Raw genomic sequence first — 22,908 nt, forward strand, 5'->3', positions numbered from 1 at the left:
TGTGTCTCCTTCTAAGCCTGGCGGCCGAGCGCCGGGCCGCCCCAAGCCGGCCGCGCCTCCCCCCCGGGGGGTGGAGTTACACGCCTGAAAGGCGTGAAAAGCCGGGGGGCAGTCATTTCAGCCGAAGCGGATGTACTCGAAATCGACCGGCTGGCGGTTGATGCCCATCACCGGCGGCGCGATCCAGCCGGCGAACTTGCCCGGCTCGGTGACGCGGCCCATCAACGATGCCACGAATGCGAAGTCTTCGGGCGTGGGCAGCCACTCGGCCTTCTTCGCCTGCCATTCGGCCTCGTTCACCACGCGGCCGTCGGGCGACATCTTGATGCCGGCCAGCGCGCCGATCTGGCGGTTGAAGGCCTTGTGCGGCACCGTCAGGCGGGTGGGAATGCCGGCCTTTTCCAGCACCTTGTTCCAGCGGCCCACGCCGGCCACCGAGTCCTTGATGAAGTCGTCGCGCAGCACCTCGTTCAGGGCGTTGAGCATCGGCACTTCCTTTTCCAGCAGCTGGCCGTCCTTGACCTCGAGCACCTTGTAGGTGTTGCCCTTGAGCACGTGGTCGTCCTCGCGCTTGCCTTCCTCGTAGCGGCCCTTCAGGCCCGAGCTGTAGAAGGTGGCGGCGTTGCTCGACTGGTCGGCGCCGAAGAGGTCGATGGTCACGCTGTAGTGGAAGTTCAGGTAGCGCTGGATGGTGCCCAGGTCGATGCAGCCGGCTTCGCGCACCTTCTTCGGATCGTCGGTCTTCAGTTCATTCATCACCTGCGCCGTGCGTGCCAGCACGCGCGACACGCCCGACTCGCCCACGAACATGTGGTGCGCCTCTTCGGTCAGCATGAACTTGGTGGTGCGCGCCAGCGGGTCGAAGGCGCTCTCGGCCAGGGCCGACAGCTGGAACTTGCCGTCGCGGTCGGTGAAGTAGGTGAACATGAAGAAGGCCAGCCAGTCCGGCGTCTTCTCGTTGAACGCACCCAGGATGCGCGGGTTGTTCTCGTCACCCGACTGGCGCTGCAGCAGCGCCTCGGCCTCTTCGCGGCCGTCGCGGCCGAAGTGCTTGTGCAGCAGATAGACCATGGCCCACAGGTGGCGGCCTTCTTCCACGTTGATCTGGAAGAGGTTGCGCATGTCGTACATGCTGGGCGCTGTCAGGCCCAGGTGGCGCTGCTGCTCGACCGAGGCCGGCTCGGTGTCGCCCTGCGTGACGATGATGCGGCGCAGGTTGGCGCGGTGCTCGCCGGGCACGTCCTGCCATGCCTTCTCGCCCTTGTGGTCGCCGAAGTGGATTTCGCGGTTGGCGTCGCCCGGGTTCAGGAAGATGCCCCAGCGGTAGTCGCGCATCTTCACGTGGCCGAACTGCGCCCAGCCCTGCGGGTCCACGCTCACAGCCGTGCGCAGGTACACGTCGAAGTTGGTGGAGCCCTCGGGGCCCACGTCGTCCCACCAGTTGATGAAGTTGGGCTGCCAGCCTTCCAGCGCGCGCTGGAGGGTGCGGTCCTCGCCGAGGTTGACGTTGTTGGGGATCTTCTCGCTGTAGTTGATCGAGCTCATCGTGATTCCTCGGTTGATGTTCAGACGCGGTTCAAGTCGAAGCCGGCTTTTTGCCCGGTGCCGTAGACCTTGAGGGCACCCTTCTCGCCGACCGCGTTCGGGCGGTTGAAGATCCAGTTCTGCCAGGCGGTCAGGCGGCCGAAGATGCGGGTGGCCATGTTCTCCTTGCTGGCGAAGCGCAGGTTGGCTTCCAGGCCGGTGAGGGCGTCGGGCGACATGGCGGCGCGCTCCTCGATGGCGATGCGGATCTCGTCTTCCCAGTCGATGTCGTCCGGCGCGGCGGTGACCAGGCCCAGGGCCACGGCGGCGTCCCCGTCCAGCGCTTGGCCGACGGCGCCGCGGGCAGCTTCCATGGGCGCGCTCTCTTCGTAGAAGCGGCGCTGCAGGCGGGTCTGGTCGTTCACCAGCGGGAAGAAGCCGAAGTTCATCTCGCTGAGCGTCAGGCGCGGTGCGCGCTCGGGCTCGTCGGGCAGGGCCAGCATGTAGGCGCGGTCGGCGGCAAAGGCCAGCTCGGCCAGCGTGCCGGCGAAGCAGGAGCCGGCCTCGATCAGCGCGAACAGGCTGCGCGAGGACACGTCCAGGCGCGCGAGCGTGCGGCGCAGCGCGCCCAGGGTCTCGCGCACCAGCCAGTGGTCCTGGTTGGCCAGCATCAGCGCGTCGTTGGCGAGCACGGCTTGCGCGTCGCCTTCGGTCCTGAGCAGCCAGGTGCCCACGTCCAGCTCGTTGGTGCGCAGGCACAGGATGGCGTCGTCCAACTGGCGCGCCAGGGCCAGCGGCCACCAGGCGGCGCCCAGGGCCTCGATGCCGGCGATGTCGGTGGGCTGCGCGCCGGCCGGTGCCTTCACCGTGATGGTGGCGGTGCGGCGGCTGCGGTCGATCTGCACGTTCACATGTTCGTAGCCGATGCCGTCGGCGCTGTCCTGGCGCTCCAGGCGGGGCAGGGCGATGCCCTTGGCGTTGGCGGGGCGCCTGGCTTCGTCGCCCAGCTTGGCGGCGCGCTCCTGCACCGCGGCGGCGAACTGCGCCGGCTTGGCGATGGCATCCACAAGGCGCCAGTCGACGGCGCGCTGGCCGCGCACGCCTTCCACGCTGGTGCAGAAGATATCGGCCAGGTCGTGGCGCACGTGGCGCTTGTCGGTCACGCGGGTCAGGCCGCCGGTGCCGGGCAGCACGCCGAGCAGGGGCACTTCAGGCAGCGAGACGGAAGAAGAGCGGTCGTCCACCAGCAGGATCTCGTCGCAGGCCAGCGCCAGCTCGTAGCCGCCGCCGGCGCAGGCGCCGTTCACGGCGGCCAGGAACTTCAGGCCCGAGTGCTTCGACGTGTCCTCGATGCCGTTGCGCGTCTCGTTGGTGAACTTGCAGAAGTTGACCTTCCAGGCGTGGCTGGAGACGCCCAGCATGAAGATGTTGGCGCCCGAGCAGAAGATGCGGTCCTTGGCGCTGGTGACGATCACCGAGCGCACCTGCGGATGCTCGAAGCGCACGCGGTTGAGCGCGTCGTGCAGCTCGATGTCCACGCCCAGGTCGTAGCTGTTGAGCTTGAGCTTGTAGCCCGGCCGGATGCCGCCGTCTTCCGCGATGTCCAGCGTCAGGCGCGCCACGCTGCCTTCCACGCTGAGCTTCCAGTGGCGGTACTGCGACGGCTCGACGCGGTAGTCGACGGGGGCGGGGTGGGTGCTCGTTTCAGTCATGGCCGGGTCTCCTGATGAGAAAAATAATGCAAGCTCTGGTCCGATGTGCATGCATCATTATGCATGTTGACGTGGGCGTCAACCCCTGACGAGATTTCTTACAGTTTTCAGGCCGGGTGGACGCGGGCCATGTTCTCCCGCACCGTGTTGCGCAGCAGTTCGAAGCTGCCCGCCAGGTCGCGGCCGGAGGTGTCGACCTTGAGATCCGCCTTGGAATAGAAGGCCGCGCGGCCCTGCAGGATTCGGCGCAGGTCTTCCATGGCTTCCTTGCTGGCGGCCATGGGGCGGGTGTCGCCCTGGGCGCGCACGCGGCCCATGTGTTCCTCGGGCGCGGCTTGCAGCCAGACGGTGGTGCAATGCGCCAGCAGCTCGTTGAAGGTGGCGGGGTCGGAGACGATGCCGCCCGGGGTGGCGATCACCACCTCGCTGTAGATCTGCACCGCCTCTTCCAGCGCGCGGCGCTCGTAGCGGCGGTAGGCATTCGTGCCGTACAGGTCGTGGATCTCGCGCACGCTGCAACCGGCGAACTTCTCGATCTCGCGCGACAGCTCGATGAAAGGCACGTCCAGGTCGTCGGCCAGCATCTGGCCCAGGGTGGACTTGCCCGCGCCGCGCAGGCCGACCAGGGCGATGCGGCGGCCGCGCGCCGGGTCGCTGGCAGCGGTGCCCAGCAACTCGCCGATGGCGACGCGGGCCCGGCGCAGATCGGTCTCGCTAGAGCCTTCCAGCAGCTCGCGGATCAGCAGCCATTCGGGCGAGATGGTGGTGACATCGCCCACCAGTTCGGCCAGTGAGCACTGCAGCGCGCCGGCCACCTGCTGCAGCACCAGGATGGAGGCGTTGCCGGTGCCGTACTCCAGGTTGGCCAGGTGCCGCTCGGACACCTCGGCCGCCTGGGCCACGGCCTTGCGCGTCAGGCCCCGGCGCGCGCGCAGGTTGCGCACCCGCTCGCCCAGGGCGACCAGCAGGGGGTTCTTGGCGTCTTCGGCCAGCTCGCTGCCCTCGGCCGGGCTGGCCAGCAGGGTGTCGTCGGTTCGTTCGTTCATGGCGTCTTCCGCTTGTCCGGGGCCTTCCCGATCAGGGTTAACACCGGTCATGCACTATATTGCTTGACACCCCAGGTGTCGATGTTTATGGTTCGTGCACAAGCAAGATACTGCACGCGGGTCATTGCCGCAAGTGTTGGAACCCAGCGAGGCGCCCCATGATGTCCCAGCAAGAATTCCACGGCCTTCTAGAAAGCCTGACCGGCCGCATCGCCGGCCGGCCGCTCGACGCCGAACTGCAGGCCTGGCTCAACAGCGAGTACGGCAGCGGCACCGAAGGCTACGCCAAGCTCAAGCAGGCCTGCGTCGACGGCGTGGCCCAGGGGTGGCTGTGCGAGCGCGAAGGCGGCGGCATCCGCTACGGCCGCGTCTTCAAGGCCGAGGACGCGCTGCAGCGCTTCTCGGTGGACGTGGTGGACATGCAGGACATCGCCGGCCCGCACCACCGCCATCCCGATGGCGAGATCGACCTCATCATGCCGCTGGAAGGCGAGGCCACCTTCGACGGCCACGCTGCCGGCTGGTGCGTGTACGGCCCGGACAGCGCGCACTACCCCACGGTCGCGCAGGGCAGGGCGCTGGTGCTCTACCTGCTGCCCGAGGGAAAGATCGAATTCACCAAGAACCCCCCGCCCAGGGCCGCCGCCTGACCGCGCCGACGCCAGGGACCCGAGGAGACAAGCCCATGACCCCCAGCCTGCCCGATCGATTCAATTTCGCGGAACACCTCTTCTCGACCAACCGCGGCCGCGCCGCCAAGGCCGCCTACATCGACGACCGCGGCAGCCTGAGCTACGGCGATCTGGAAGCGCGTTCGCGCAAGCTGGCCGCTGCGCTGCTGGCCAGCGGCGTGCAGCGCGAGGAGCGCGTGCTGCTGCTCATGCTCGACAGCAGCGACTGGCCCGTGTCCTTCCTCGGCAGCCTGTATGCAGGCGTGGTGCCGGTGGCGGTGAACACGCTGCTGACCAGCGAGGACTACGCCTACATGCTGGACCACAGCGGCGCCAAGGCCGCCCTGGTCTCAGGCGCGCTGCTGCCCACGCTGCAGTCGGCGATGGAGAAGGGCGGCCACCCGTTGCGCACCGTGTTCGTCTCGCAGCCCACGGGCGAGCTGCCCGCAGGCATGCTGGACATGGAGGCGGCCATCGCCGCGCGTGCGCCGATGGCGCAGCCGGCAGCCACCTCGCCGCGCGACCATGCCTTCTGGCTCTATTCCTCCGGCTCCACGGGCAAGCCCAAGGGGACGGTGCATGTGCACGGCAGCCCCTGGTGGACGGCCGAGCTGTACGGCAAGCCGGTGCTGGGCCTGGGCGAGGACGACGTCTGCTTCTCGGCCGCCAAGCTCTACTTCGCCTACGGCCTGGGCAATGCGCTGACCTTCCCGCTGTCCGTCGGCGCCACCGTGGTGCTGATGGCCGAGCGGCCCACGCCCGATGCGACCTTCAAGCGCTGGACCGGGCAGACCGATGCGCTGCGTGATGCCGGCGTGCGCCCCACCGTCTTCTACGGCGCGCCCACGGGCTTCGCCGGCATGCTGGCGTCGCCGCAACTGCCGGCGCGCGATGCAGTCGCTTTGCGCATGTGCTCCTCGGCCGGCGAGGCGCTGCCGGGCGACCTGGCACAACGCTTCAAGGCGCACTACGGCTGCGACATCGTGGACGGCATCGGCTCCACCGAGATGCTGCACATCTTCATCTCCAACCGGCCCGAGGACATCCGCTACGGCACCACCGGCAAGCCGGTGCCCGGCTACGAGATCGAGCTGCGCGGCGAGGACGGCCAGGTGGTGGGTGTGGGCGAGGTGGGCGACCTCTACATCAAGGGCCCGAGCACGGCCATCATGTACTGGGCCAACCCCGAAAAGACTGCCGATACCTTCAGCCAGGGCTGGACCAAGAGCGGCGACAAGTACTCGCGCGATGCCGACGGCTACTACACCTACGCCGGCCGCAGCGACGACATGCTCAAGGTCAGCGGCATCTACGTCTCGCCCTTCGAGGTCGAAGCCACGCTGATGCAGCACCCCTCGGTGCTGGAGGCCGCGGTGATCGGCACCCAGGACGCCGAGGGCCTGACCAAGACCAAGGCCTTCGTGGTGCGCAAGGCCGGCCAGTCGGTGAGTGAAGAGGAACTGAAGGCCTTCGTGAAGGAGCGGCTGGCCCCGTACAAGTACCCGCGCTTCATCGAGTTCCTCGACGAGCTGCCCAAGACCGCCACCGGCAAGATCCAGCGCTTCAGGCTGCGCGAGCGGGAGCAGGCCCGGTGAGCGCGCCGGCCCCGGAGTTCGCGCACATCGCGTGGCGCGGTCGGCCCGTGCGCATCGAGTACCAGCGGATCGCGCCCGAGCGTGCCGATGCGCCGCTGGTGGTCTTCCTGCACGAGGGCCTGGGCTCGGTGGCGATGTGGAAGGACTTCCCGCAGCAACTGTGCGAGCGCGGTGGCTTTCGCGGCATCGTGTTCTCGCGGCCCGCCTATGGCCGATCGACGCCGCGCGCGCAAGACGAGGTGTGGGACGTGGACTTCATGCACCGCCAGGCGCACGAGGTGCTGCCGGCCTTCTTCGATGCGATCGGCCTGGGCGACGAGAAGCCCTGGCTCTTCGGCCACAGCGACGGCGGCTCGATCTCGCTGCTGTATGCGGCGCGCTTTCCCGACAAGGTGGCCGGCCTGGTGGTGCTGGCCCCGCATCTGTTCGTGGAGGACGTGACGGTCGAGAACATCGAGCTCGCCCGCCGCGCCTACCTGGAGACCGACATGCCCCAGCGGCTGGGCCGCTACCACGACGACGTGGATTCGGCCTTCTGGGGCTGGAACCGCATCTGGCTGCACCCGCCCTTTCGCGAGTGGAACATCGAGGCGGAGCTTCACACCATCCGCTGCCCCGTGCTGGCCATGCAGGGCATCGACGACGAGTACGGCTCGCTGCGCCAGATCCGCGACATCGCGAAGCACGTGCCGCAGACGCAGCTGCTGGAGATCGCAAAGTGCGGGCATTCCCCGCACCGCGACCAGCCCGAAACGGCGATAGTTTCGACCGTTTCGCTCATCGGGTCCGGCCGCCTTCCCGACAAGGGTTTCCCCGGGGAAAAGCCGGCTCGAAGCTCAATAGTTTAGTAGTAAAGTATTTCAATCAACTGACGTGAGGAGATTTTCAATGAGCCATCGCATCGCACGCACCGCACTGACCGTCCTGGCACTGGCGTCCATCGCCACCCTGGCGCAAGCCCAGCAGGGCAAGCTGAAGGTCGGTCTGATGCTGCCCTACAGCGGCACCTACACGGCGCTGGGCGTGGCCATCGAGAACGGCTTCAAGCTGGCGGTCGAGGAAAAGGGCGGGAAGCTCGCCGGCCGCGAAATCGAGTACGTGAAGGTGGACGACGAGTCCGACCCGGCCAAGGCCACCGACAACGTCAACAAGCTCATCAAGCGCGACAACGTCGACGTCATCATCGGCACCGTGCACTCGGGCGTGGTCATGGCCATGGCCAAGGCGGCCAAGGAAAGCGGCACCGTGCTGATCGTGCCCAACGGCGGCGCCGACGCGGTGACGGGCCCCATGTGCGCGCCCAACATCTTCCGCAGTTCCTTCAGCAACTGGCAGCCCGCCTACGCCATGGGCGAAGTGGCGGCCAAGCAGGGCAAGAAGACCGCGATGACCATCACCTGGAAGTACGCGGCCGGCGACGAGTCGGTGGCCGGCTTCAAGGAAGGCTTCGAAAAGGGCGGCGGCAAGGTCACGAAGAACCTCACGGTGCCTTTCCCGAACGTGGAGTTCCAGGCGCTGCTGACCGAGATCGCCGCGGCCAAGCCCGACGTGGTCTATTCCTTCTTCGCCGGCGGCGGCGCCGTGAAGTTCGTCAAGGACTACGCGGCCGCGGGCCTGAACAAGAGCATTCCGCTCGTGGGCCCCGGCTTCCTGACCGACGGCACGCTGGAAGCGCAGGGCGAATCGGCGCAGGGCATGCTCACCACGCTGCACTACGCCGACGGCCTGAACACCCCGCGCGACAACGCCTTCCGCACCGCCTACGCCAAGACCTTCAAGCTGCAGCCCGACGTGTACGCGGTGCAGGGCTACGACGCGGCGCAGATGCTGGCCATCGGCCTGAACGCCACCAAGGGCGACATCACGAAGAAGGCCGAGTTCGCTTCCGCCATCGAGAAAGCCAAGATCGACAGCCCGCGCGGTGCCTTCACGATCAGCAAGGCGCACAACCCGGTGCAGGACGTGTACCTGCGCAAGGTGGAAGGCAACGAGAACAAGCTGGTGAGCGTGGCGGTCAAGGGCCTGACCGACCCGGCTCGCGGCTGCAAGATGTAGGCCGCAGGCCCATCCACCTTCCGCCGTGCGCGATGAACTCGTCCACGGCATCTTCCTTGCAGGGCATGGCAAGCGCGGCGCGATGGTGCGCCGGGCTGCCCCTTGCCGGGCCTCTCAACACATGAGACCTTCACGTTGGACTTCGGTACCTTCCTCGTTCAGTGCCTGAACTCGGTGCAGTACGGCCTGCTGCTGTTCCTGGTGGCATCCGGGCTGACGCTCATCTTCGGGATCATGGGCGTCATCAACCTGGCGCACGGCAGCTTCTACATGCTGGGCGCCTACCTGGCGTTCGCGCTGTCGCCGCTGTTCGGCGACAACTTCATCGTCATGCTGCTGGCCGGCGTGGCGCTGGCGGCCATCTTCGGCTACGTGCTGGAGTGGGCCTTCTTCAGCTACCTCTACCAGCGCGACCACCTGCAGCAGGTGTTGATGACCTACGGCCTCATCCTGGTGTTCGAGGAACTGCGCTCCATCCTGGTGGGCAATGACGTGCACGGCGTGAAGGTGCCCTCCTGGCTGGACGGCAGTTTCGCGCTGGGCAGCCTGATGAGCTACCCCTGGTATCGCCTCTTCGCCTCGGCCGCCTGCGTCGTTCTGGCCGTGGGCCTGTACTACGTGGTCAACCGCACGCGGCTGGGCATGATGATCCGCGCCGGTGCCAGCAACCGCGACATGGTGCGCGGCCTGGGCATCGACATCCGGCGCCTGTACCGCATCGTGTTCGCGGCAGGCGTGGCGCTGGCTGCGCTGGCCGGCATGATCGCCGCACCCATGAGTTCGGTCTATCCCAACATGGGGGCGAGCGTGCTCATCATCTGCTTCGTGGTGGTGGTGATCGGCGGCATCGGCTCCATCACCGGCGCGCTGGTGGCCTCGCTGCTGGTGGGCTTCGTCGACACCTTCGGCAAGGTCTTCTTCGCCGAGGTGGCGGGCATGGGCGTGTACGTGCTCATGGCCGTCATCCTGATCTGGCGTCCGGAAGGGCTGATGGGGAAGAAGGCATGAGGAAGCTGTCTGCCTTCATCCCGCTGATCGTCGCCCTCGTCCTCGCGGGGGCGGGCCCCGCGCTGAGCCCGTACCTGTCGGACTTCGTGGTGAAGATCATGATCCTCTCGATCTTCGCCCTGAGCCTGGAACTGCTGGTGGGCATGACCGGCCTGGTGAGCCTGGGCCACGCGGCCTTCTACGGCATCGGCGCCTATGCAACGGTGCTGCTGTCGGGCAAGGAGGGCGGCTCCATCGCGCTGCTGCTGCCCGCGGCCATGGGCTTCGCCGCCGCCTACGCGCTGGTGGTGGGCGCGCTGAGCCTGCGCACCCGCGGCGTCTACTTCATCATGGTCACGCTGGCCTTTGCGCAGATGGCCTTCTTCGTCTTCCACGACACCGCACTGGGTGGCGGCAGCGACGGTATCTACATGTACATCCGGCCGGCGCTGGGCGCACTGGACATGGAGAACCGCATGGTCACCTTCTACGTGGTGCTGGCGGCGCTGGTGTTCACCTACGGCCTGCTGGCGCTGATAGGGCGCTCGCGCTTCGGCGCGGCGCTGGCCGGCATCCGCGTGAACGAGCAGCGCATGCGCGCTGCCGGCTTCCCGGTGTACGGCTACAAGCTGGCGGCCTTCGTCATCGCCGGTGCGCTGGCGGGCCTGGCGGGCTTCCTGCTGGCCTCGCGCGACGGCGTGGTCAACCCCGAACTGCTGGCCTGGCACAACTCGGGCGAGGTGCTGCTGATGATCATCCTGGGCGGCCTGGGCCACCTGCGCGGCGCCGTGATCGGCGCCGTGGCCTTCACGCTGCTCAAGGAGGTGCTGGGCACGCATGCCTTCGTCGGGCCGCTGGCGGACCACTGGCAGCTGACGCTGGGCATCTGCATCATCGCCTTCGTGGCGCTGCTGCCCAAAGGCCTCATCGGGCTGGCAAGCCGCCTCTCGCCGAAGGCTTCGACATGAGCGCACTTCTTTCTGTCAGTTCGCTCACGCGCCGCTTCGGCGGGCTCGTGGCTGTCAATGGCGTGACGCTGGACCTTCGCCTGGGCGAAGTACATGCAGTGATTGGCACCAACGGCGCCGGCAAGTCCACGCTGATCAACATGCTCTCGGGCGAAATCGCGGCCTCGGAAGGCCGCATCGCGCTGGATGGCGAAGAGATCACCAGGCGCTCGCAGGCCCTGCGTGCGCGCAGCGGGGTGGGGCGCAGCTACCAGCGCACCACCATCTTCCCGGAGTTCACCGTGCACGAGAACTGCCGCCTGGCCGCGCAGGCCGCCACGCCGCGGCCCTGGGCCATCTGGCAGTCCTCGCGCAGCTGCGACGCGAGCAACGCCGCCGCCCGCGAGGCGCTGGAGGCCGCGGGCCTGGCCGAGGTGGCCGGCCGCGTCGCCGGCACCCTGAGCCACGGCGCCAAGCGCCAGCTCGAAGTGGCGATGTGCCTGGCCACCCGGCCGCGCGTGCTGCTGCTGGACGAGCCGCTCGCAGGCATGGGTGCGGAGGAAACCGACCGCATGCTCACGCTGCTGGCCAAGCTCAAGGCCAGCCACGCGATCCTGCTGGTGGAGCACGACATGGACGCGGTGTTCCGCATTGCCGACCGCATCACGGTGATGGTCAACGGCGCGGTCATCGCCTCGGGCGACCCGGCCTCGATCCGCCAGAACCCCGAGGTCCGCACGGCCTACCTCGGCGAAGAGGGAGGCCACTGAGATGCTCAAGATCGAAGGCCTCAACACCTACTACGGCGACAGCCACATCCTGCGCGGCGTCGACGTTCAGCTGCCCGCCTCCACCTCGCTGGGCCTCTTGGGCCGCAACGGCATGGGCAAGACCACGCTGATCCGCAGCCTGATGGGCTATGTGCGGCCAGCGTCCGGCCAGGTGCTGTTCGAGGGCCGCAAGGTCACCGGCTGGGTGCCGGAGAAGATGGCGCGCCTGGGCATCGGCTACGTGCCGGAAGGGCGCGGCATCTTCCCCAACCTGTCCGTTCGCGAGAACCTGGTGATGAGCGAGCGCGCCGGACCCGACGGTCGGCGCGACTGGACCTTCGACCGGGTGATGAGCACCTTCCCGCGCCTGTCCGAGCGCCTCTCGCACGGCGGGCAGCAGCTGTCGGGCGGCGAGCAGCAGATGCTCTCCATCGGCCGGGCGCTCATGACCAACCCGCGCCTCATGATCCTGGACGAGGCCACCGAGGGCCTGGCGCCGCTGGTGGTGGCGGAGATCTGGCGCGTCATCGCGCAGATCCGCGCCACCGGCATCTCCACCCTCATCGTGGACCGCGACTGGCGCAAGGTGCTGGGCCACACCGACCAGGCGGTGGTGATGGAGAAGGGCCGCATCGTGCTGGCTTCCGACTCGGCCGACATGCTGGCCGAGCCTGGCCAGGTGTCGGCGCTGCTCGGGGTCTGATCGCCCCTCGGGCTCATTCGCCCGAACCCAGGTAGACGGGGACCGGACCGGCCGGCTTGCGCTGCTGCGCCCGTGCGGCTGGCTTCAGTCCGAACAGCGGCCGAATCCAGCGCACGCGGCGGATCAGCCCGTCCGTCAGCAACCAGCAGCCGCCCACGGTGAAGGCCAGCAGGAGCGCCGGCTCCAGCACCGGCCCCAGCGGCCAGCGGGCCAGCAGCACCGCGCCCGCCATGATCAGCGTCTGGTGCAGCATGTACCAGGGATAGACCGAGTCGGTGGCCCAGCCCAGCCAGGGCCAGGGGCGGTTCAGGTGGCGGTGCGCCAGGCCCAGGATCGCGGCCAGGGCGGTCCACAGGTAGAAGGCGCGCAGCGTGCGCAGCAGCCAGGGCAACTCGAACGGCAGCGAGCGCAGCACGAAAAGGAGAGCGACCAGCGCCAGGGCCAACCCCAGTGCGACGTGCCGCAGCCGCATGAACTCCGTCCAGATGCCGGCATCGGTGCCCATCCAGTAGCCGTACAGGAAGATCGTGAAGTACAGCGGGTGCAGGTAGCCGTCGTGCAGCAGGTCGTGCGTGGCCGGAAAGCGCGGCGCCAGCAGCAGGCCGTAGATCAGCAGGGGCAGCACGGGCAGCGCCAGCAGCTTCCAGCCGCGCAGGCGGGCGAACAGAGCGGCCGGCCGCCGCATCCAGGGCCGGATCAGTGCCAGCGCCGCCGAATAGACGAAGAGATAGGGCAGGTACCACAGGTGCGCCCAGGTCACGCCGAAGTCCGAACCGGCGAAGGCGCCCTTGGGCCAGGGGCCGCCGGCCAGGTAGTGCCGGAAGAAGGCCGCGAACCCGGGTGCAATCGCCCCCTTGTCCAGTGCTTCGGCATAGGCCTGGTAGGACACCACCACGTACATGCCGAACACCAGCGGCAGCAGCAGCCGCCAGGCGCGCTGGCCGATCAGCCGCCAGGTCGAGGGGCTGCCCTTGCTCAGGAAGCCGAAGGCGACGCCCGAGACCAGGAAGACCAGGTCCATGCGCCAGATGTTGACGAACAGCATCGGCCCCTGCAGCCAGGAGGCGGCGTGCGGGCTCTTCAGGTGCCAGGGCCAGCCGGCCACGTAGTACATGCCCAGGTGGTAGAGGATGAGCAGCGTGAAGGCGAGGGCGCGCAGGGCGTCGATGTCGTGGCGGCGGCTGGGGGGCGAGGTGCTCGGCATGGCGGTCTCCGGTGATGGGATGGGCCATGCTGTTCGCGCAAGCGCCCGTCGGCATGCCCAAGGGTCGAAAGCGCGGCACTTTGGGACGAGCGGCCGCCCGGCGGGGACGAAATTCCTCCCCGCCGCCCCGGTTGTGATGAGAATGGCCGGCCATGCCGACCCCAGGTCCCAACCTTTTCGAACGCTACCGACCCTTCCGCCGCCGCACCGAGATCGCCTTCTGGGTGGTGGTGGCGCTGCTGCAGGTGGGCGCCAGCGTGGTGGTGGCGGCCATGGATGCCAGCGCCGCCGGCCGCAACGTGGCTTTCTGGCAAGTCCTGAGCTGGGAGCTGAGCAGCCAGTTCAGCCTGCTGGCCCTGATACCGGCGGTGTTCGCCTTCGAGCGCCGCTTTCCCATGGACCTGGAACACCTGCGGCGCAACCTGCCCTGGCACCTGCTGGGCAGCGTGGTTTTCAGCCTGGTCCACGTGGCCGCGATGGTGGCGGTCCGCCACGGCGTCTATGGCCTGGCGGGCGAGCGCTACGACTTTGGCAACTGGCTGGTGCGCTGGCCCTACGAGTACCTGAAGGACGTTCGGGCCTACGCGCTCATCGTGCTGGGCATCCGCGTCTACCGCATCTTCATGCTGCGGCTGCAGGGCGAGGCCCGCATGCTGGATGCGCCGGAGGAGCCGGCGGCCGCGCACGGTGATCCGTCGCAGCCGGCCGCGCCCGCGCAGCCGCCCGCCACGCCTGTCCGTCCCGAGCGCTTCCTGGTGCGCAAGCTGCGCCGCGAGTTCCTCATCAACGCCGCCGACATCGACTGGCTGCAGGCGCAGGGCAACTACGTGGGCCTGCACGTCAACGGCCACGACTACCTGCTGCGCGCCACGCTGACCGACCTGCTGGCGCAGCTGGACCCGGCCCTCTATGCGCGGGTGCACCGCAGCTACGCGGTGCACCTGGACCGCATCAGGGAGATCGAGCCCCTGGAGGGTGGCGATGCGCGCCTGCACATGCGCGACGGCACCCACGTGCCCTGCAGCCGACGCTACCGGGCCGGCCTGCAGTCGGGCGTGGTGGCGGCAAGCTGAACGGGGGGTGGCGACTTCAAGCGGGTGCGCTTGCGGCGCACGCAGGTCGGCATGGCGTCCGACATGGCGGGGGCGGGCGTTTCTCTACGCTCGACTCAACAACGCACCGCCTTCGGATCACACATGTCCACCAAGCAAATCGTCACAAGCCAAGCCCCTCGCCGCTGGATGGCGGTGCTGCTCGCGTGCCTTGCGGTCGGCGCCATCGCGCTGGCGCTCGGGTGGACGCAGATGTCCAGCGCGGAGACGCCTGCCGCGTCGGCTGCTGCTTTCCCGGAGATGGTCAAGGTAGCCATGGCCGACGGCGGCAGCAGTTGGGACCTGTCCAAGGACCTTCGCTGCGAAATGGTGCGGGTGTGGCCCCTGCCTTCCGAGTGCCTGTTCGTGTTTGGCGGCGGCGCGCAGCCGCGTTGAGCAACGGCAGGCGCCGCGAGCGGCGCTGTGAACATCAATCACCTGAAGGCGGACGGCCCGGGTTCGAATTTCCGGACGGTCCTGCGCGCGCCGCCGCCTCGGGAATCTTCAGCCCCACGTAGGTCGCCGAACTGAGCCCCACCAAGGTCAGCAGCGACGGATCGAAGGCTGGCATCGACAGGCGGGTCGCCACCTCGAAGATGAAGATCAGTCCCATGGCGATGGTCAGCGCCACCATCTGGAAGCGGTGGATGGCGATGCCCTGCGCATCGCTCAGCAGGTCGGTGAAGAACACGCCCGCCGAGCCGCGGTCGCTCTCGCGCCCGGGTGCCACGGCGCTGGACGCCATGGTGGTGGCACTGGCGATGCCCAGCAGTGTCAGCGCCTGGCCACTGATGGCCGGCATCTCGCCCGTCACCAGCCAGAGAAAGACGAAGGATGCGAACACGATGGCGAACCACCAGGCCATCTGCGTCCTGCCCAGGCTGTAGGTGCGCTGGTCCAGCGGTGTTCCCGCAGGCGCCGCATCGCGCAGAAGCGTGGTGTGGTGCGCCATGTAGACCAGCAGCCACCAGACGTAGAGCACCAGGATGCACGCGGCCGGCGCCCACCACTGGAAGATCCGCACGACCATCCCTGCGTCTTCCTTGGCCAGGTGCCGCGTCTTGCCGTCCTTGCTCCACTGGATGTCGTAGGCGAGGGATCGGCCGTCGGGCAGGCTGCGCAGGGGGTGGCCGATCAGGGTCTCCCACACGGCATCGTCGCCGTGCGTGTCGGCGCCTGCTGGCCTCGTGCGGCGCATGGAAAAGATCAGGGTCGGAGACGGGCGATCCTTGCAGCCCACCGCTCTCACGCCGGTGTCCATGCCATTGACGAACAGGCGCAGGTTCGAATAGCCGCGACTTGCATCCAGCAGTTCGTCGCATGTCGTGCCCGGCTCGCGGGGCAAGGAAGCCAGCTCGTTGATCCAGACGTCGCCCGGACGGCCTGATGGCATGGTTGCCGGCCGATTCCATGCGAACAGGAGCAGGGCTGCCAGAACGATGGCGAAGAAAGCTGTTCCTGTGACGATGCCCCTTGCGTGCTTCATGGACCGTCTCCTGCGTTCGGCCGGCCGGGACTTCCTCAGGCGCGCCGGACTTCCATCACCCCATGCTCCGTGGCCTGATCGTAGACCGAGCGCACGCGCGAGGCCATGTGCAGCAGGATGCGCGGCGCCTGGCTCCTGACGGTGCGTCTGAGCACGACGCCTGCTGCCACCAGCAGCGCCCCGATCCACGGATAGCCGGCCAATGCCACGGCGATGCCCGGCCCGATCATGGCGATGGCCACGGGCGTGACGCGGGTGAAGTGGGCGACGAAGGGCTTGGCCAGCGCAGGGTTCACGACGACGCGAAAGCGCCCCTGCGGCAGGCCGCGGCTGAACTCGTCGAAGGAGATGTACTCGGCGGCGCTGTCCTGCGTCGCATCGGTCTGGGCACTCATGCCCCCGATTCTGGCCTCAAACGCAGGCTGCGCCGACCGTTGCGATCAGCGGATCTTCCCTGATAGATAAGGGTCGGGATCCACCGCCACGCCCTGCTTGCGGATCTCGAAGTGCAGCATGGGCGTCCCGTTCGGGTTCTTGCCCATCTCGGCGATCTTCTGGCCTTGCGACACACTCTGCTTTTCCTGCACGAGCACGACCTGCGCATAGGCATAGGCGGTGAGGAAGTCGTTTCCGTGGTCCACGATGACCAGGTTGCCGTAGTTGCGCAGCTCGTCGCCCACGTACACCACCTTGCCTGCGGCCGAGGCCATCACCGGGTCGCCGGGTTTGCCGGCAATGTCGATGCCCTTGTTGCCCTTGCCGTCGAACCTCGCCAGCGTCGCGCCATTGGCGGGCCGGATGAAGCGGCTCTGCACCGGCGCGGGCTGCGGCGTGGCTGAACTGGGCGGCGACGTGAGCGGCGTGCTGGTGCAAGCGGACAGCGCAGCGGCAGCAACGAGGACAAGGACGGCTGCGCCGCGGAAGGTGGAGGAAGCGAACGGGACGGCGTTAGGTTGCATGGCGCGAATTGGAATGCATTCGGTCGCCGATGTTCCCAACAAATCGTGTCGGCACGTGTAGGACCTGTCCTGCACTAGACGATGTCCACCGTATGGATGCGCCCGAACTGCCCCGTCTTGCGGTCCTCGAAGAACAGGCGAAGGGCCTCGCGCACGGTGCGGAAGGCGATCTCGTCCCAGGGAATCTCTTCCTCGGTGAACATGCGCGCCTCGATGGTCTCGTGGCCCGGTGCGAAGTCCTCGTTGATGAGCTGGGCCCGGTAGAACAGGTGCACCTGGCCCACCCGCACCACGCTCATCACGGCGAAGAGGTCGCCGATCTCGAAGTTGGCGCCGGCCTCCTCGATGGTCTCGCGCGAGGCGCCCTCGGCCGTGCTTTCGTTGAGTTCCATGAAGCCCGCGGGCAAGGTCCACTTGCCCCAGCGCGGCTCGATGTTGCGCTTGCACAGCAGCACGCGCTCGCCCATCACCGGGATGGTGCCCACCACGTTGGTCGGGTTCTCGTAGTGGATGGTGTCGCAGGCCGGGCAGACGGCACGCTCGCGCGTGTCGCCATCGTCCGGAACGCGGTAGACCACGGCCGTGCCGCAGTTCCTGCAGTGCTTGATCGGAACGCGGATCACGCGACTTTGACGCTGAGCGTGGGCAGGCCGGCCACTTTGCCGACCAGCGTGTCGCCGGCCACCACGGCGGCCACGCCTTCGGGCGTGCCGGTGAAGATCAGGTCACCGGGCTGCAGCTCCCAGGCGGCCGACAGGTGCTCGATGGTCTCGGCGATGTTCCAGATCAGCTTGCTCACCGTGCTGCGCTGGCGGTCGATGCCGTTGACCTGCAACGAGATCTCGGCATTGGCCACGTCGCCGGCCTTGGCGGCCGGCACGATGGGGCCGATGGGCGCGGACTGCTCGAAGGCCTTGCCGATGCACCAGGGGCGGCCCTGCTTCTTCATGTCGTTCTGCAGGTCGCGGCGGGTCATGTCCAGGCCCACCGCATAGCCGTAGATGTACTGCAGCGCGTCGGCGGCCTTGATGTTCGTGCCGGCCTTGCCGATGGCCACCACCAGCTCGATCTCGTGGTGCAGGTTCCTGGTGAGCGAAGGGTAGGCGATGGTCCCGGTCTCGCCTTCGTTGACCACCACGGCCGCGTCGGCGGGCTTGAGGAAGAAGAAGGGCGGCTCGCGGCCGGTGAAGCCCATTTCCTTCGCATGCTCCTCGTAGTTGCGCCCCACGCAGTAGATGCGGTGCACGGGGTAGCGCGCCGCCTCGCCCACCACGGGGATGGAGACCATGGGCGGGGGAGTGAAAACGTACTCGGAAGCCATCTCGCTGTCGTCCTTGTGTTCAGATGTCTGGGTCGATTGGAAATCTGTGCAACTTGCCAGTGTGCCAGAGCCACAGCCCCTGCGCTTGTGCCCGGCACGAGGGCGCCGCTATGCTCGACGGACCATGAAGCTGTACAACTATTTTCGTTCCTCCGCCTCCTACCGCGTGCGCATTGCCCTGGCCCTGAAGGGACTGCCCTACGAGTACGAGGCCGTGCACATCGCCAAGGGCGACCACAAGCGCCCGCCGTTCTCGGAGATGTCGACCGACATGCTGGTGCCGCTGCTGGAGCTGGACGACGGAACGCGACTGTCGCAGTCCATGGCCATCATCGAGTACCTGGACGAGGTGCAGCCGCAGCCGCGCCTGCTGCCTGCCGATGCCCTGGGCCGCGCCCGGGTGCGCGGCCTGGCCGAGACCGTGGCCTGCGAGATCCACCCGCTGAACAACCTTCGGGTGCTCAAGTACCTGGTGCGTGAACTCAAGCTGGACGACGAAGCCAAGAACACCTGGTACCGCCACTGGGTGCGCGAAGGCCTGGAAGCCTTCGAGCGCCAGCTGGCGCGGCTGCCGGCTTCCGCCTACTGCTACGGCGATACGCCCACGCTGGCCGACTGCTGCCTGGTGCCGCAGATCTTCAACGGCCAGCGCTTCAACTGCGACTTCAGCGGCCTGGAGCGCACCATGCGCGCCTTCGAGTCCTGCATGAAGCTGGAAGCCTTCCAGGCAACGCAGCCTTCCCGCTGCCCGGACGCGGAAGCGTGAGCCTGCGCCAGTTCGACCCCGACTGGATCGTCCCCGATTGGCCGGCGCCGCCGGGCATCCGGGCCGTCTGCACCACCCGTGCCGGCGGCGTCTCCACCGGCCCCTATGCCAGCCTGAACCTGGGCGAGCACGTGGGCGACGTGCCGGCCGACGTGGCCGCCAATCGCGAGCGCCTGGCCCGGGCCATCGGCGCGCGGCCGGTGTTCCTGCAGCAGGTGCACGGCACCGACGTGGCCGTGCTGGATGAAACGGTCGTCGATGGCATGGCCGCCGACGCGGCCTGCACCGCGCAGGCCGGCCTGGCCTGCACGGTGATGGTGGCCGACTGCCTGCCGGTGCTCTTCACCGATGCGCAGGGCCATCGCGTGGCCGCGGCGCATGCCGGCTGGCGTGGCCTGGCGGCCGGCGTGCTGGCGCGCGCGGTGCAGAGCTTCGACGACGACCAGGGCCGCCGCGGCGAGCTCATGGCCTGGCTGGGACCCTGCATCGGGCCCGACGCCTTCGAGGTGGGCGGGGAGGTCAAGGCGGCCTTCGAGGCCATCGACCCTGCCGCAGCCGCCTGCTTCAAGCCCGGCGCCGCGTCAGGCAAGTGGCTGGCCGACCTGTCCGGCCTGGCCCGTCAGCAGCTTCAGGCGCTGGGCGTGCGGCAGGTGCACGGCAACGACGGCAGCGCCGCCTGGTGCACCGTCTCCAACCCCTCACGGTTCTTTTCGTACCGGCGCGAGCGGGTCGGCGGACGCCTGGCCGCCGGGGTCTGGCGCGAGGCCTGACGGCGCGGCGGCGCCCGCCTTCATGGCGGCTTCCCGCTCGGCCTGCTGGCGGGCCCTGGCGGCCCGCCGCCGGCTCGGCGTGCCCATGATGTAGGCGATCAGCCCCATGGGCAGCAGCCCGTACAGGACGAAGGTGATGATGGCGCCCAGGACGGTGCCGGTGGTGTTCGTGGCCTCGGCCACGGCCATCATCAGGACCACGTAGAGCCAGGCGATGATCACGAGATGCATGGAAAGCTTGTGGAAGTCGAGCGGCCCGATGCGCCTTTGCGGGCCGCGTTGTGGGGGGTCGGCGAATGCAGCATACTCAAACCAGAAGCAGCATCCGCATCTGACAGGGACAGGAGACACCCATGAAGCAACAGGGCGCCGCGTCGGCCGAGGCATTGTTCGAGCCGTTCGCGCAGGGATGGAAGCAGGCACTGGCGTCGATCCAGGCCTTGGGCAAGCCGGAGGGAGACGGCGCGCCGTGGCAGCTTCCGCAGATCAGCTTCGATCCGGAGCGATTGCAGCAGATGCAGCAACAGTATGTATCCCAGGCCACCGAGCTGTGGCAAAAAGGCTTCGAGTCCCAGTCGCTGGGCGACCGCCGCTTTGCCGCCCAGGCCTGGGGCAGCAACCCGATGGCGGCCTTCGGCGCGGCGGTCTACCTGCTCAACGCCCGGACCATGATGGAGCTGGCCGAGGCCGCCCAGGGTGACGAGAAGACCCGGGCGCGCCTGCGCTTCGCGGTCGAGCAGTGGATGGCCGCCAGCTCGCCCAGCAACTTCCTGGCCTTCAACGCCGATGCGCAGCAGAAGGCCATCGACACCCAGGGCGAAAGCATCGCCAAGGGCATGCAGAACCTGCTCAACGACATCCGCCAGGGCCACCTGAGCATGACGGACGAGAGTGCCTTCGAGGTCGGCCGCAACGTGGCCAGCACCGAGGGCGCGGTGGTGTTCGAGAACGAGTATTTCCAGTTACTCGAGTACAAGCCGCTGGGCGCCAAGGTCTACGAGCGGCCCTTCCTGCTGGTGCCGCCGTGCATCAACAAGTTCTACATCCTCGACCTGCAGCCCGACAACTCGCTGATCCGCTATGCGGTGGAGCAGGGCCACCGCGTGTTCGTGGTGAGCTGGCGCAACCCCGACGAGTCGATGCGCGACGCCACCTGGGACGACTACATCGAGAACGCCGCCATCACCGCCATCCACACGGTGCAGGACATCTCGGGCAGCGAGCAGATCAACGTACTGGGCTTCTGCGTGGGCGGCACCATCCTGGCCACGGCGCTGTCGGTGCTGGCGGCGCGCGGCGAGCACCCGGCCGCCTCGGTCACCTTCCTCACCACGCTGCTGGACTTCAAGGACACCGGCATCCTGGACGTGTTCATCGACGAGAACATGGTGCAGTACCGCGAGATGACCCTGGGGCAGGGCGGCCTGCTGGCGGGCGGCGACCTGGCCTCCACCTTCAGCTTCCTGCGGCCCAACGACCTGGTGTGGAACTACGTGGTGGGCAACTATCTCAAGGGCGAGACACCGCCGCCCTTCGACCTGCTGTACTGGAACTGCGACGCCACCAACCTGCCGGGCCCCTTCTACGCCTGGTACCTGCGCAACACCTACCACGAGAACAAGCTCTCCCGGCCCGGCGCGCTCACCGTCTGCGGCGAAAAGGTCGACCTGGGTTCCATCGATGCGCCGGTCTACATCTACGGCTCGCGCGAGGACCACATCGTGCCCATCGGCGGCGCCTACGCCACCACGCAGCTGCTCAAGGGCAAGAAGCGCTTCGTGATGGGCGCCTCGGGCCACATCGCCGGCGTGATCAACCCGCCCGCCAAGAAGAAGCGCAGCCACTGGATCCGCGAAGACGGCAAGCTGCCGGCCGCGCATGAAGACTGGCTGGCCGGCGCACAGGAGCATCCGGGCAGCTGGTGGACCGACTGGTCCAAGTGGCTGGCCTCGCACGCCGGCAAGCAGGTCGCCGCGCCCAAGGCCTATGGCCGGGGCACGAAGTACAAGGCCACGCAGCCGGCACCCGGCAGCTACGTCAAGGCCAAGGCCTGAGCCAGGCGCTCTTTTCGCCCCTTTCCTCACCACCCGCATCCCTACCCGCTACACCAGGAGAATCCACATGGAAGACATCGTCATCGTTTCGGCCGCACGCACCGCAGTCGGCAAGTTCGGCGGCGCGCTCGCCGGCATCCCGGCCACCGAGCTGGGTGCCATCGTCATCAAGGAAGTGCTGGCGCGTGCCAAGCTGGCCAACGACCAGATCGGCGAAGTCATCATGGGCCAGGTGCTCACCGCCGGTGCAGGCCAGAACCCGGCGCGCCAGGCGCTGATCAAGAGCGGCATTGCCAAGGAAACCCCGGCCTTGACCATCAACGCCGTGTGCGGCTCGGGCCTCAAGGCGGTGATGCTGGCGGCGCAGGCGGTGGCCACCGGCGACAGCGAGATCGTGGTGGCCGGCGGACAGGAAAGCATGAGCATGGCGCCCCACGTGCTGCCCAACTCGCGCAACGGCCAGCGCATGGGCGACTGGAAGCTGCAGGACACGATGATCGTGGACGGCCTGTGGGACGTGTACAACCAGTACCACATGGGCATCACGGCCGAGAACGTGGCCAAGAAGTACAACATCGACCGTTCGGCGCAGGACGAGCTGGCCCTGGCCAGCCAGACCAAGGCCGCCGCCGCGCAGGACGCCGGCAAGTTCAAGGACGAGATCGTGGGCGTGAACATCCCGCAGCGAAAGGGTGACCCGGTGGTGTTCAACACCGACGAGTTCATCAATCGCAAGACCAACGCCGAAGGCCTGGCCGGCCTGCGCCCTGCCTTCGACAAGGCCGGTGGCGTCACGGCCGGCAATGCCTCGGGCCTGAACGACGGCGCCGCCGCCGTGGTCGTCATGTCCGCCAAGAAGGCGGAGGCCCTGGGCCTCAAGCCCCTGGGCCGCATCGCCAGCTACGCCACCACCGGCCTGGACCCCGCCTTCATGGGCATGGGCCCGGTGCCCGCCTCGCAGAAGGCTTTGCAGCGTGCTGGCTGGAAGCCCTCCGACCTCGACCTGCTCGAGATCAACGAAGCCTTCGCAGCCCAGGCCTGCGCGGTCAATCGGGAAATGGGCTGGGACATCAACAAGGTGAATGTGAACGGCGGCGCCATCGCCATCGGCCACCCCATCGGTGCGTCCGGCTGCCGCATCCTGGTCACTCTGCTGCACGAGATGCAGCGCCAGAATGCCAAGAAGGGCATTGCCTCGCTGTGCATCGGCGGCGGCATGGGCGTGGCACTGACCATCGAGCGCTGAA

At 68.0% G+C, this 22,908-nt stretch carries 24 protein-coding genes; 14 read left to right on the forward strand and 10 right to left on the reverse strand.

Annotation, left to right across the window (positions count from 1 at the left end):
- Window positions 1–117 precede the first annotated feature (117 nt).
- The 3 genes from boxB to BM345_RS01935 form a co-directional block, all read right to left on the reverse strand.
- Window positions 118–1,545, reverse strand: a complete 1,428-nt coding sequence (gene boxB / locus BM345_RS01925) for a benzoyl-CoA 2,3-epoxidase subunit BoxB (RefSeq protein ID WP_093374931.1) — start codon at window positions 1,543–1,545, stop codon at window positions 118–120.
- Window positions 1,546–1,565: 20 nt separating this feature from the next.
- Window positions 1,566–3,236: a 2,3-epoxybenzoyl-CoA dihydrolase gene (gene boxC / locus BM345_RS01930; protein WP_093374933.1), complete on the reverse strand. Its 1,671-nt coding sequence runs from the start codon at window positions 3,234–3,236 to the stop codon at window positions 1,566–1,568.
- A 107-nt stretch (window positions 3,237–3,343) separates the two neighbouring features.
- A complete protein-coding gene (locus tag BM345_RS01935) occupies window positions 3,344–4,282 on the reverse strand; it encodes a helix-turn-helix transcriptional regulator (RefSeq protein ID WP_093374935.1) in 939 nt (312 codons plus the stop codon).
- A 158-nt stretch (window positions 4,283–4,440) separates the two neighbouring features.
- Here BM345_RS01935 and BM345_RS01940 point away from each other — a divergent pair, with 158 nt between their 5' ends.
- The 8 genes from BM345_RS01940 (at window position 4,441) to BM345_RS01975 (ending at window position 12,010) form a co-directional block, all read left to right on the forward strand.
- A complete protein-coding gene (locus tag BM345_RS01940) occupies window positions 4,441–4,932 on the forward strand; it encodes a 4-hydroxylaminobenzoate lyase (protein WP_093374937.1) in 492 nt (163 codons plus the stop codon).
- A gap of 35 nt (window positions 4,933–4,967) precedes the next feature.
- Window positions 4,968–6,548 (forward strand): benzoate-CoA ligase family protein, encoded by a 1,581-nt coding sequence (locus tag BM345_RS01945; protein WP_093374939.1) that lies wholly within the window; start codon window positions 4,968–4,970, stop codon window positions 6,546–6,548.
- Window positions 6,545–7,396, forward strand: coding sequence for an alpha/beta fold hydrolase (locus BM345_RS01950; protein WP_093374941.1), 852 nt, complete (start codon window positions 6,545–6,547; stop codon window positions 7,394–7,396). Before BM345_RS01945 ends, BM345_RS01950 begins: the two co-directional genes overlap by 4 nt.
- 40 nt (window positions 7,397–7,436) lie before the next feature.
- Complete coding sequence (locus tag BM345_RS01955; RefSeq protein ID WP_093374943.1) at window positions 7,437–8,603, forward strand: ABC transporter substrate-binding protein; 1,167 nt, start codon at window positions 7,437–7,439, stop codon at window positions 8,601–8,603.
- Between the two features lie 135 nt (window positions 8,604–8,738).
- Window positions 8,739–9,611 carry a branched-chain amino acid ABC transporter permease gene (locus tag BM345_RS01960; protein WP_093374945.1) on the forward strand — a complete coding sequence of 291 codons (873 nt, stop codon included), beginning with the start codon at window positions 8,739–8,741 and terminating at the stop codon, window positions 9,609–9,611.
- Complete coding sequence (locus tag BM345_RS01965; RefSeq protein WP_093374947.1) at window positions 9,608–10,558, forward strand: branched-chain amino acid ABC transporter permease; 951 nt, start codon at window positions 9,608–9,610, stop codon at window positions 10,556–10,558. Before BM345_RS01960 ends, BM345_RS01965 begins: the two co-directional genes overlap by 4 nt.
- Window positions 10,555–11,307: an ABC transporter ATP-binding protein gene (locus BM345_RS01970; protein WP_093374949.1), complete on the forward strand. Its 753-nt coding sequence runs from the start codon at window positions 10,555–10,557 to the stop codon at window positions 11,305–11,307. The genes BM345_RS01965 and BM345_RS01970 overlap by 4 nt, the downstream gene beginning before the upstream one ends.
- 1 nt (window position 11,308) lies before the next feature.
- A complete protein-coding gene (locus BM345_RS01975) occupies window positions 11,309–12,010 on the forward strand; it encodes an ABC transporter ATP-binding protein (RefSeq protein ID WP_093374951.1) in 702 nt (233 codons plus the stop codon).
- 13 nt (window positions 12,011–12,023) lie between these two features.
- Here the strand turns inward: BM345_RS01975 and BM345_RS01980 are convergent, their stop codons facing one another.
- The gene (locus BM345_RS01980; RefSeq protein WP_093374953.1) at window positions 12,024–13,214 is read right to left on the reverse strand and encodes an acyltransferase family protein; all 1,191 of its coding nucleotides are present in this window, start codon (window positions 13,212–13,214) and stop codon (window positions 12,024–12,026) included.
- A gap of 152 nt (window positions 13,215–13,366) precedes the next feature.
- Between BM345_RS01980 and BM345_RS01985 the strand changes: the two genes are divergently transcribed.
- Entirely contained in the window at window positions 13,367–14,287 is a 921-nt protein-coding gene (locus BM345_RS01985; protein ID WP_093374955.1) for a LytTR family DNA-binding domain-containing protein, read from the forward strand.
- Window positions 14,288–14,338: 51 nt separating this feature from the next.
- Complete coding sequence (locus tag BM345_RS01990) at window positions 14,339–14,701, forward strand: hypothetical protein (protein WP_139237447.1); 363 nt, start codon at window positions 14,339–14,341, stop codon at window positions 14,699–14,701.
- Between the two features lie 34 nt (window positions 14,702–14,735).
- Here BM345_RS01990 and BM345_RS01995 read toward each other — a convergent pair whose 3' ends face one another.
- From BM345_RS01995 to BM345_RS02015, 5 genes are all read right to left on the reverse strand, one after another.
- Window positions 14,736–15,791 carry a hypothetical protein gene (locus tag BM345_RS01995; protein WP_093374959.1) on the reverse strand — a complete coding sequence of 352 codons (1,056 nt, stop codon included), beginning with the start codon at window positions 15,789–15,791 and terminating at the stop codon, window positions 14,736–14,738.
- Window positions 15,792–15,826: 35 nt separating this feature from the next.
- The gene (locus BM345_RS02000) at window positions 15,827–16,186 is read right to left on the reverse strand and encodes a hypothetical protein (protein WP_093374961.1); all 360 of its coding nucleotides are present in this window, start codon (window positions 16,184–16,186) and stop codon (window positions 15,827–15,829) included.
- Window positions 16,187–16,231: 45 nt separating this feature from the next.
- Complete coding sequence (locus BM345_RS02005) at window positions 16,232–16,750, reverse strand: murein hydrolase activator EnvC family protein (protein WP_093374963.1); 519 nt, start codon at window positions 16,748–16,750, stop codon at window positions 16,232–16,234.
- Window positions 16,751–16,824: 74 nt separating this feature from the next.
- A complete protein-coding gene (locus BM345_RS02010; RefSeq protein ID WP_093374965.1) occupies window positions 16,825–17,373 on the reverse strand; it encodes an NUDIX hydrolase in 549 nt (182 codons plus the stop codon).
- A complete protein-coding gene (locus BM345_RS02015) occupies window positions 17,370–18,071 on the reverse strand; it encodes a fumarylacetoacetate hydrolase family protein (RefSeq protein WP_093374967.1) in 702 nt (233 codons plus the stop codon). The genes BM345_RS02010 and BM345_RS02015 overlap by 4 nt, the downstream gene beginning before the upstream one ends.
- 124 nt (window positions 18,072–18,195) lie before the next feature.
- On the opposite strand from BM345_RS02015, the gene maiA reads away from it, so the two are divergent.
- Window positions 18,196–18,837 (forward strand): maleylacetoacetate isomerase, encoded by a 642-nt coding sequence (maiA, locus tag BM345_RS02020; protein WP_093374969.1) that lies wholly within the window; start codon window positions 18,196–18,198, stop codon window positions 18,835–18,837.
- Window positions 18,834–19,607 carry a peptidoglycan editing factor PgeF gene (gene pgeF / locus BM345_RS02025; protein WP_254789425.1) on the forward strand — a complete coding sequence of 258 codons (774 nt, stop codon included), beginning with the start codon at window positions 18,834–18,836 and terminating at the stop codon, window positions 19,605–19,607. The genes maiA and pgeF overlap by 4 nt, the downstream gene beginning before the upstream one ends.
- On the opposite strand, the gene BM345_RS02030 is transcribed toward pgeF, so the two are convergent.
- Complete coding sequence (locus BM345_RS02030; RefSeq protein ID WP_093374971.1) at window positions 19,536–19,838, reverse strand: hypothetical protein; 303 nt, start codon at window positions 19,836–19,838, stop codon at window positions 19,536–19,538. The two genes, pgeF and BM345_RS02030, sit on opposite strands and share 72 nt — an antisense overlap.
- A gap of 122 nt (window positions 19,839–19,960) precedes the next feature.
- Here BM345_RS02030 and phaC point away from each other — a divergent pair, with 122 nt between their 5' ends.
- Window positions 19,961–21,661: a class I poly(R)-hydroxyalkanoic acid synthase gene (gene phaC / locus BM345_RS02035; RefSeq protein WP_093374973.1), complete on the forward strand. Its 1,701-nt coding sequence runs from the start codon at window positions 19,961–19,963 to the stop codon at window positions 21,659–21,661.
- A gap of 67 nt (window positions 21,662–21,728) precedes the next feature.
- Entirely contained in the window at window positions 21,729–22,907 is a 1,179-nt protein-coding gene (locus tag BM345_RS02040; protein WP_093374975.1) for an acetyl-CoA C-acetyltransferase, read from the forward strand.
- Window position 22,908 lies beyond the last annotated feature (1 nt).

The sequence above is a fragment of the Variovorax sp. OV329 genome (assembly GCF_900114785.1).
Taxonomy (GTDB): domain Bacteria; phylum Pseudomonadota; class Gammaproteobacteria; order Burkholderiales; family Burkholderiaceae_C; genus Variovorax.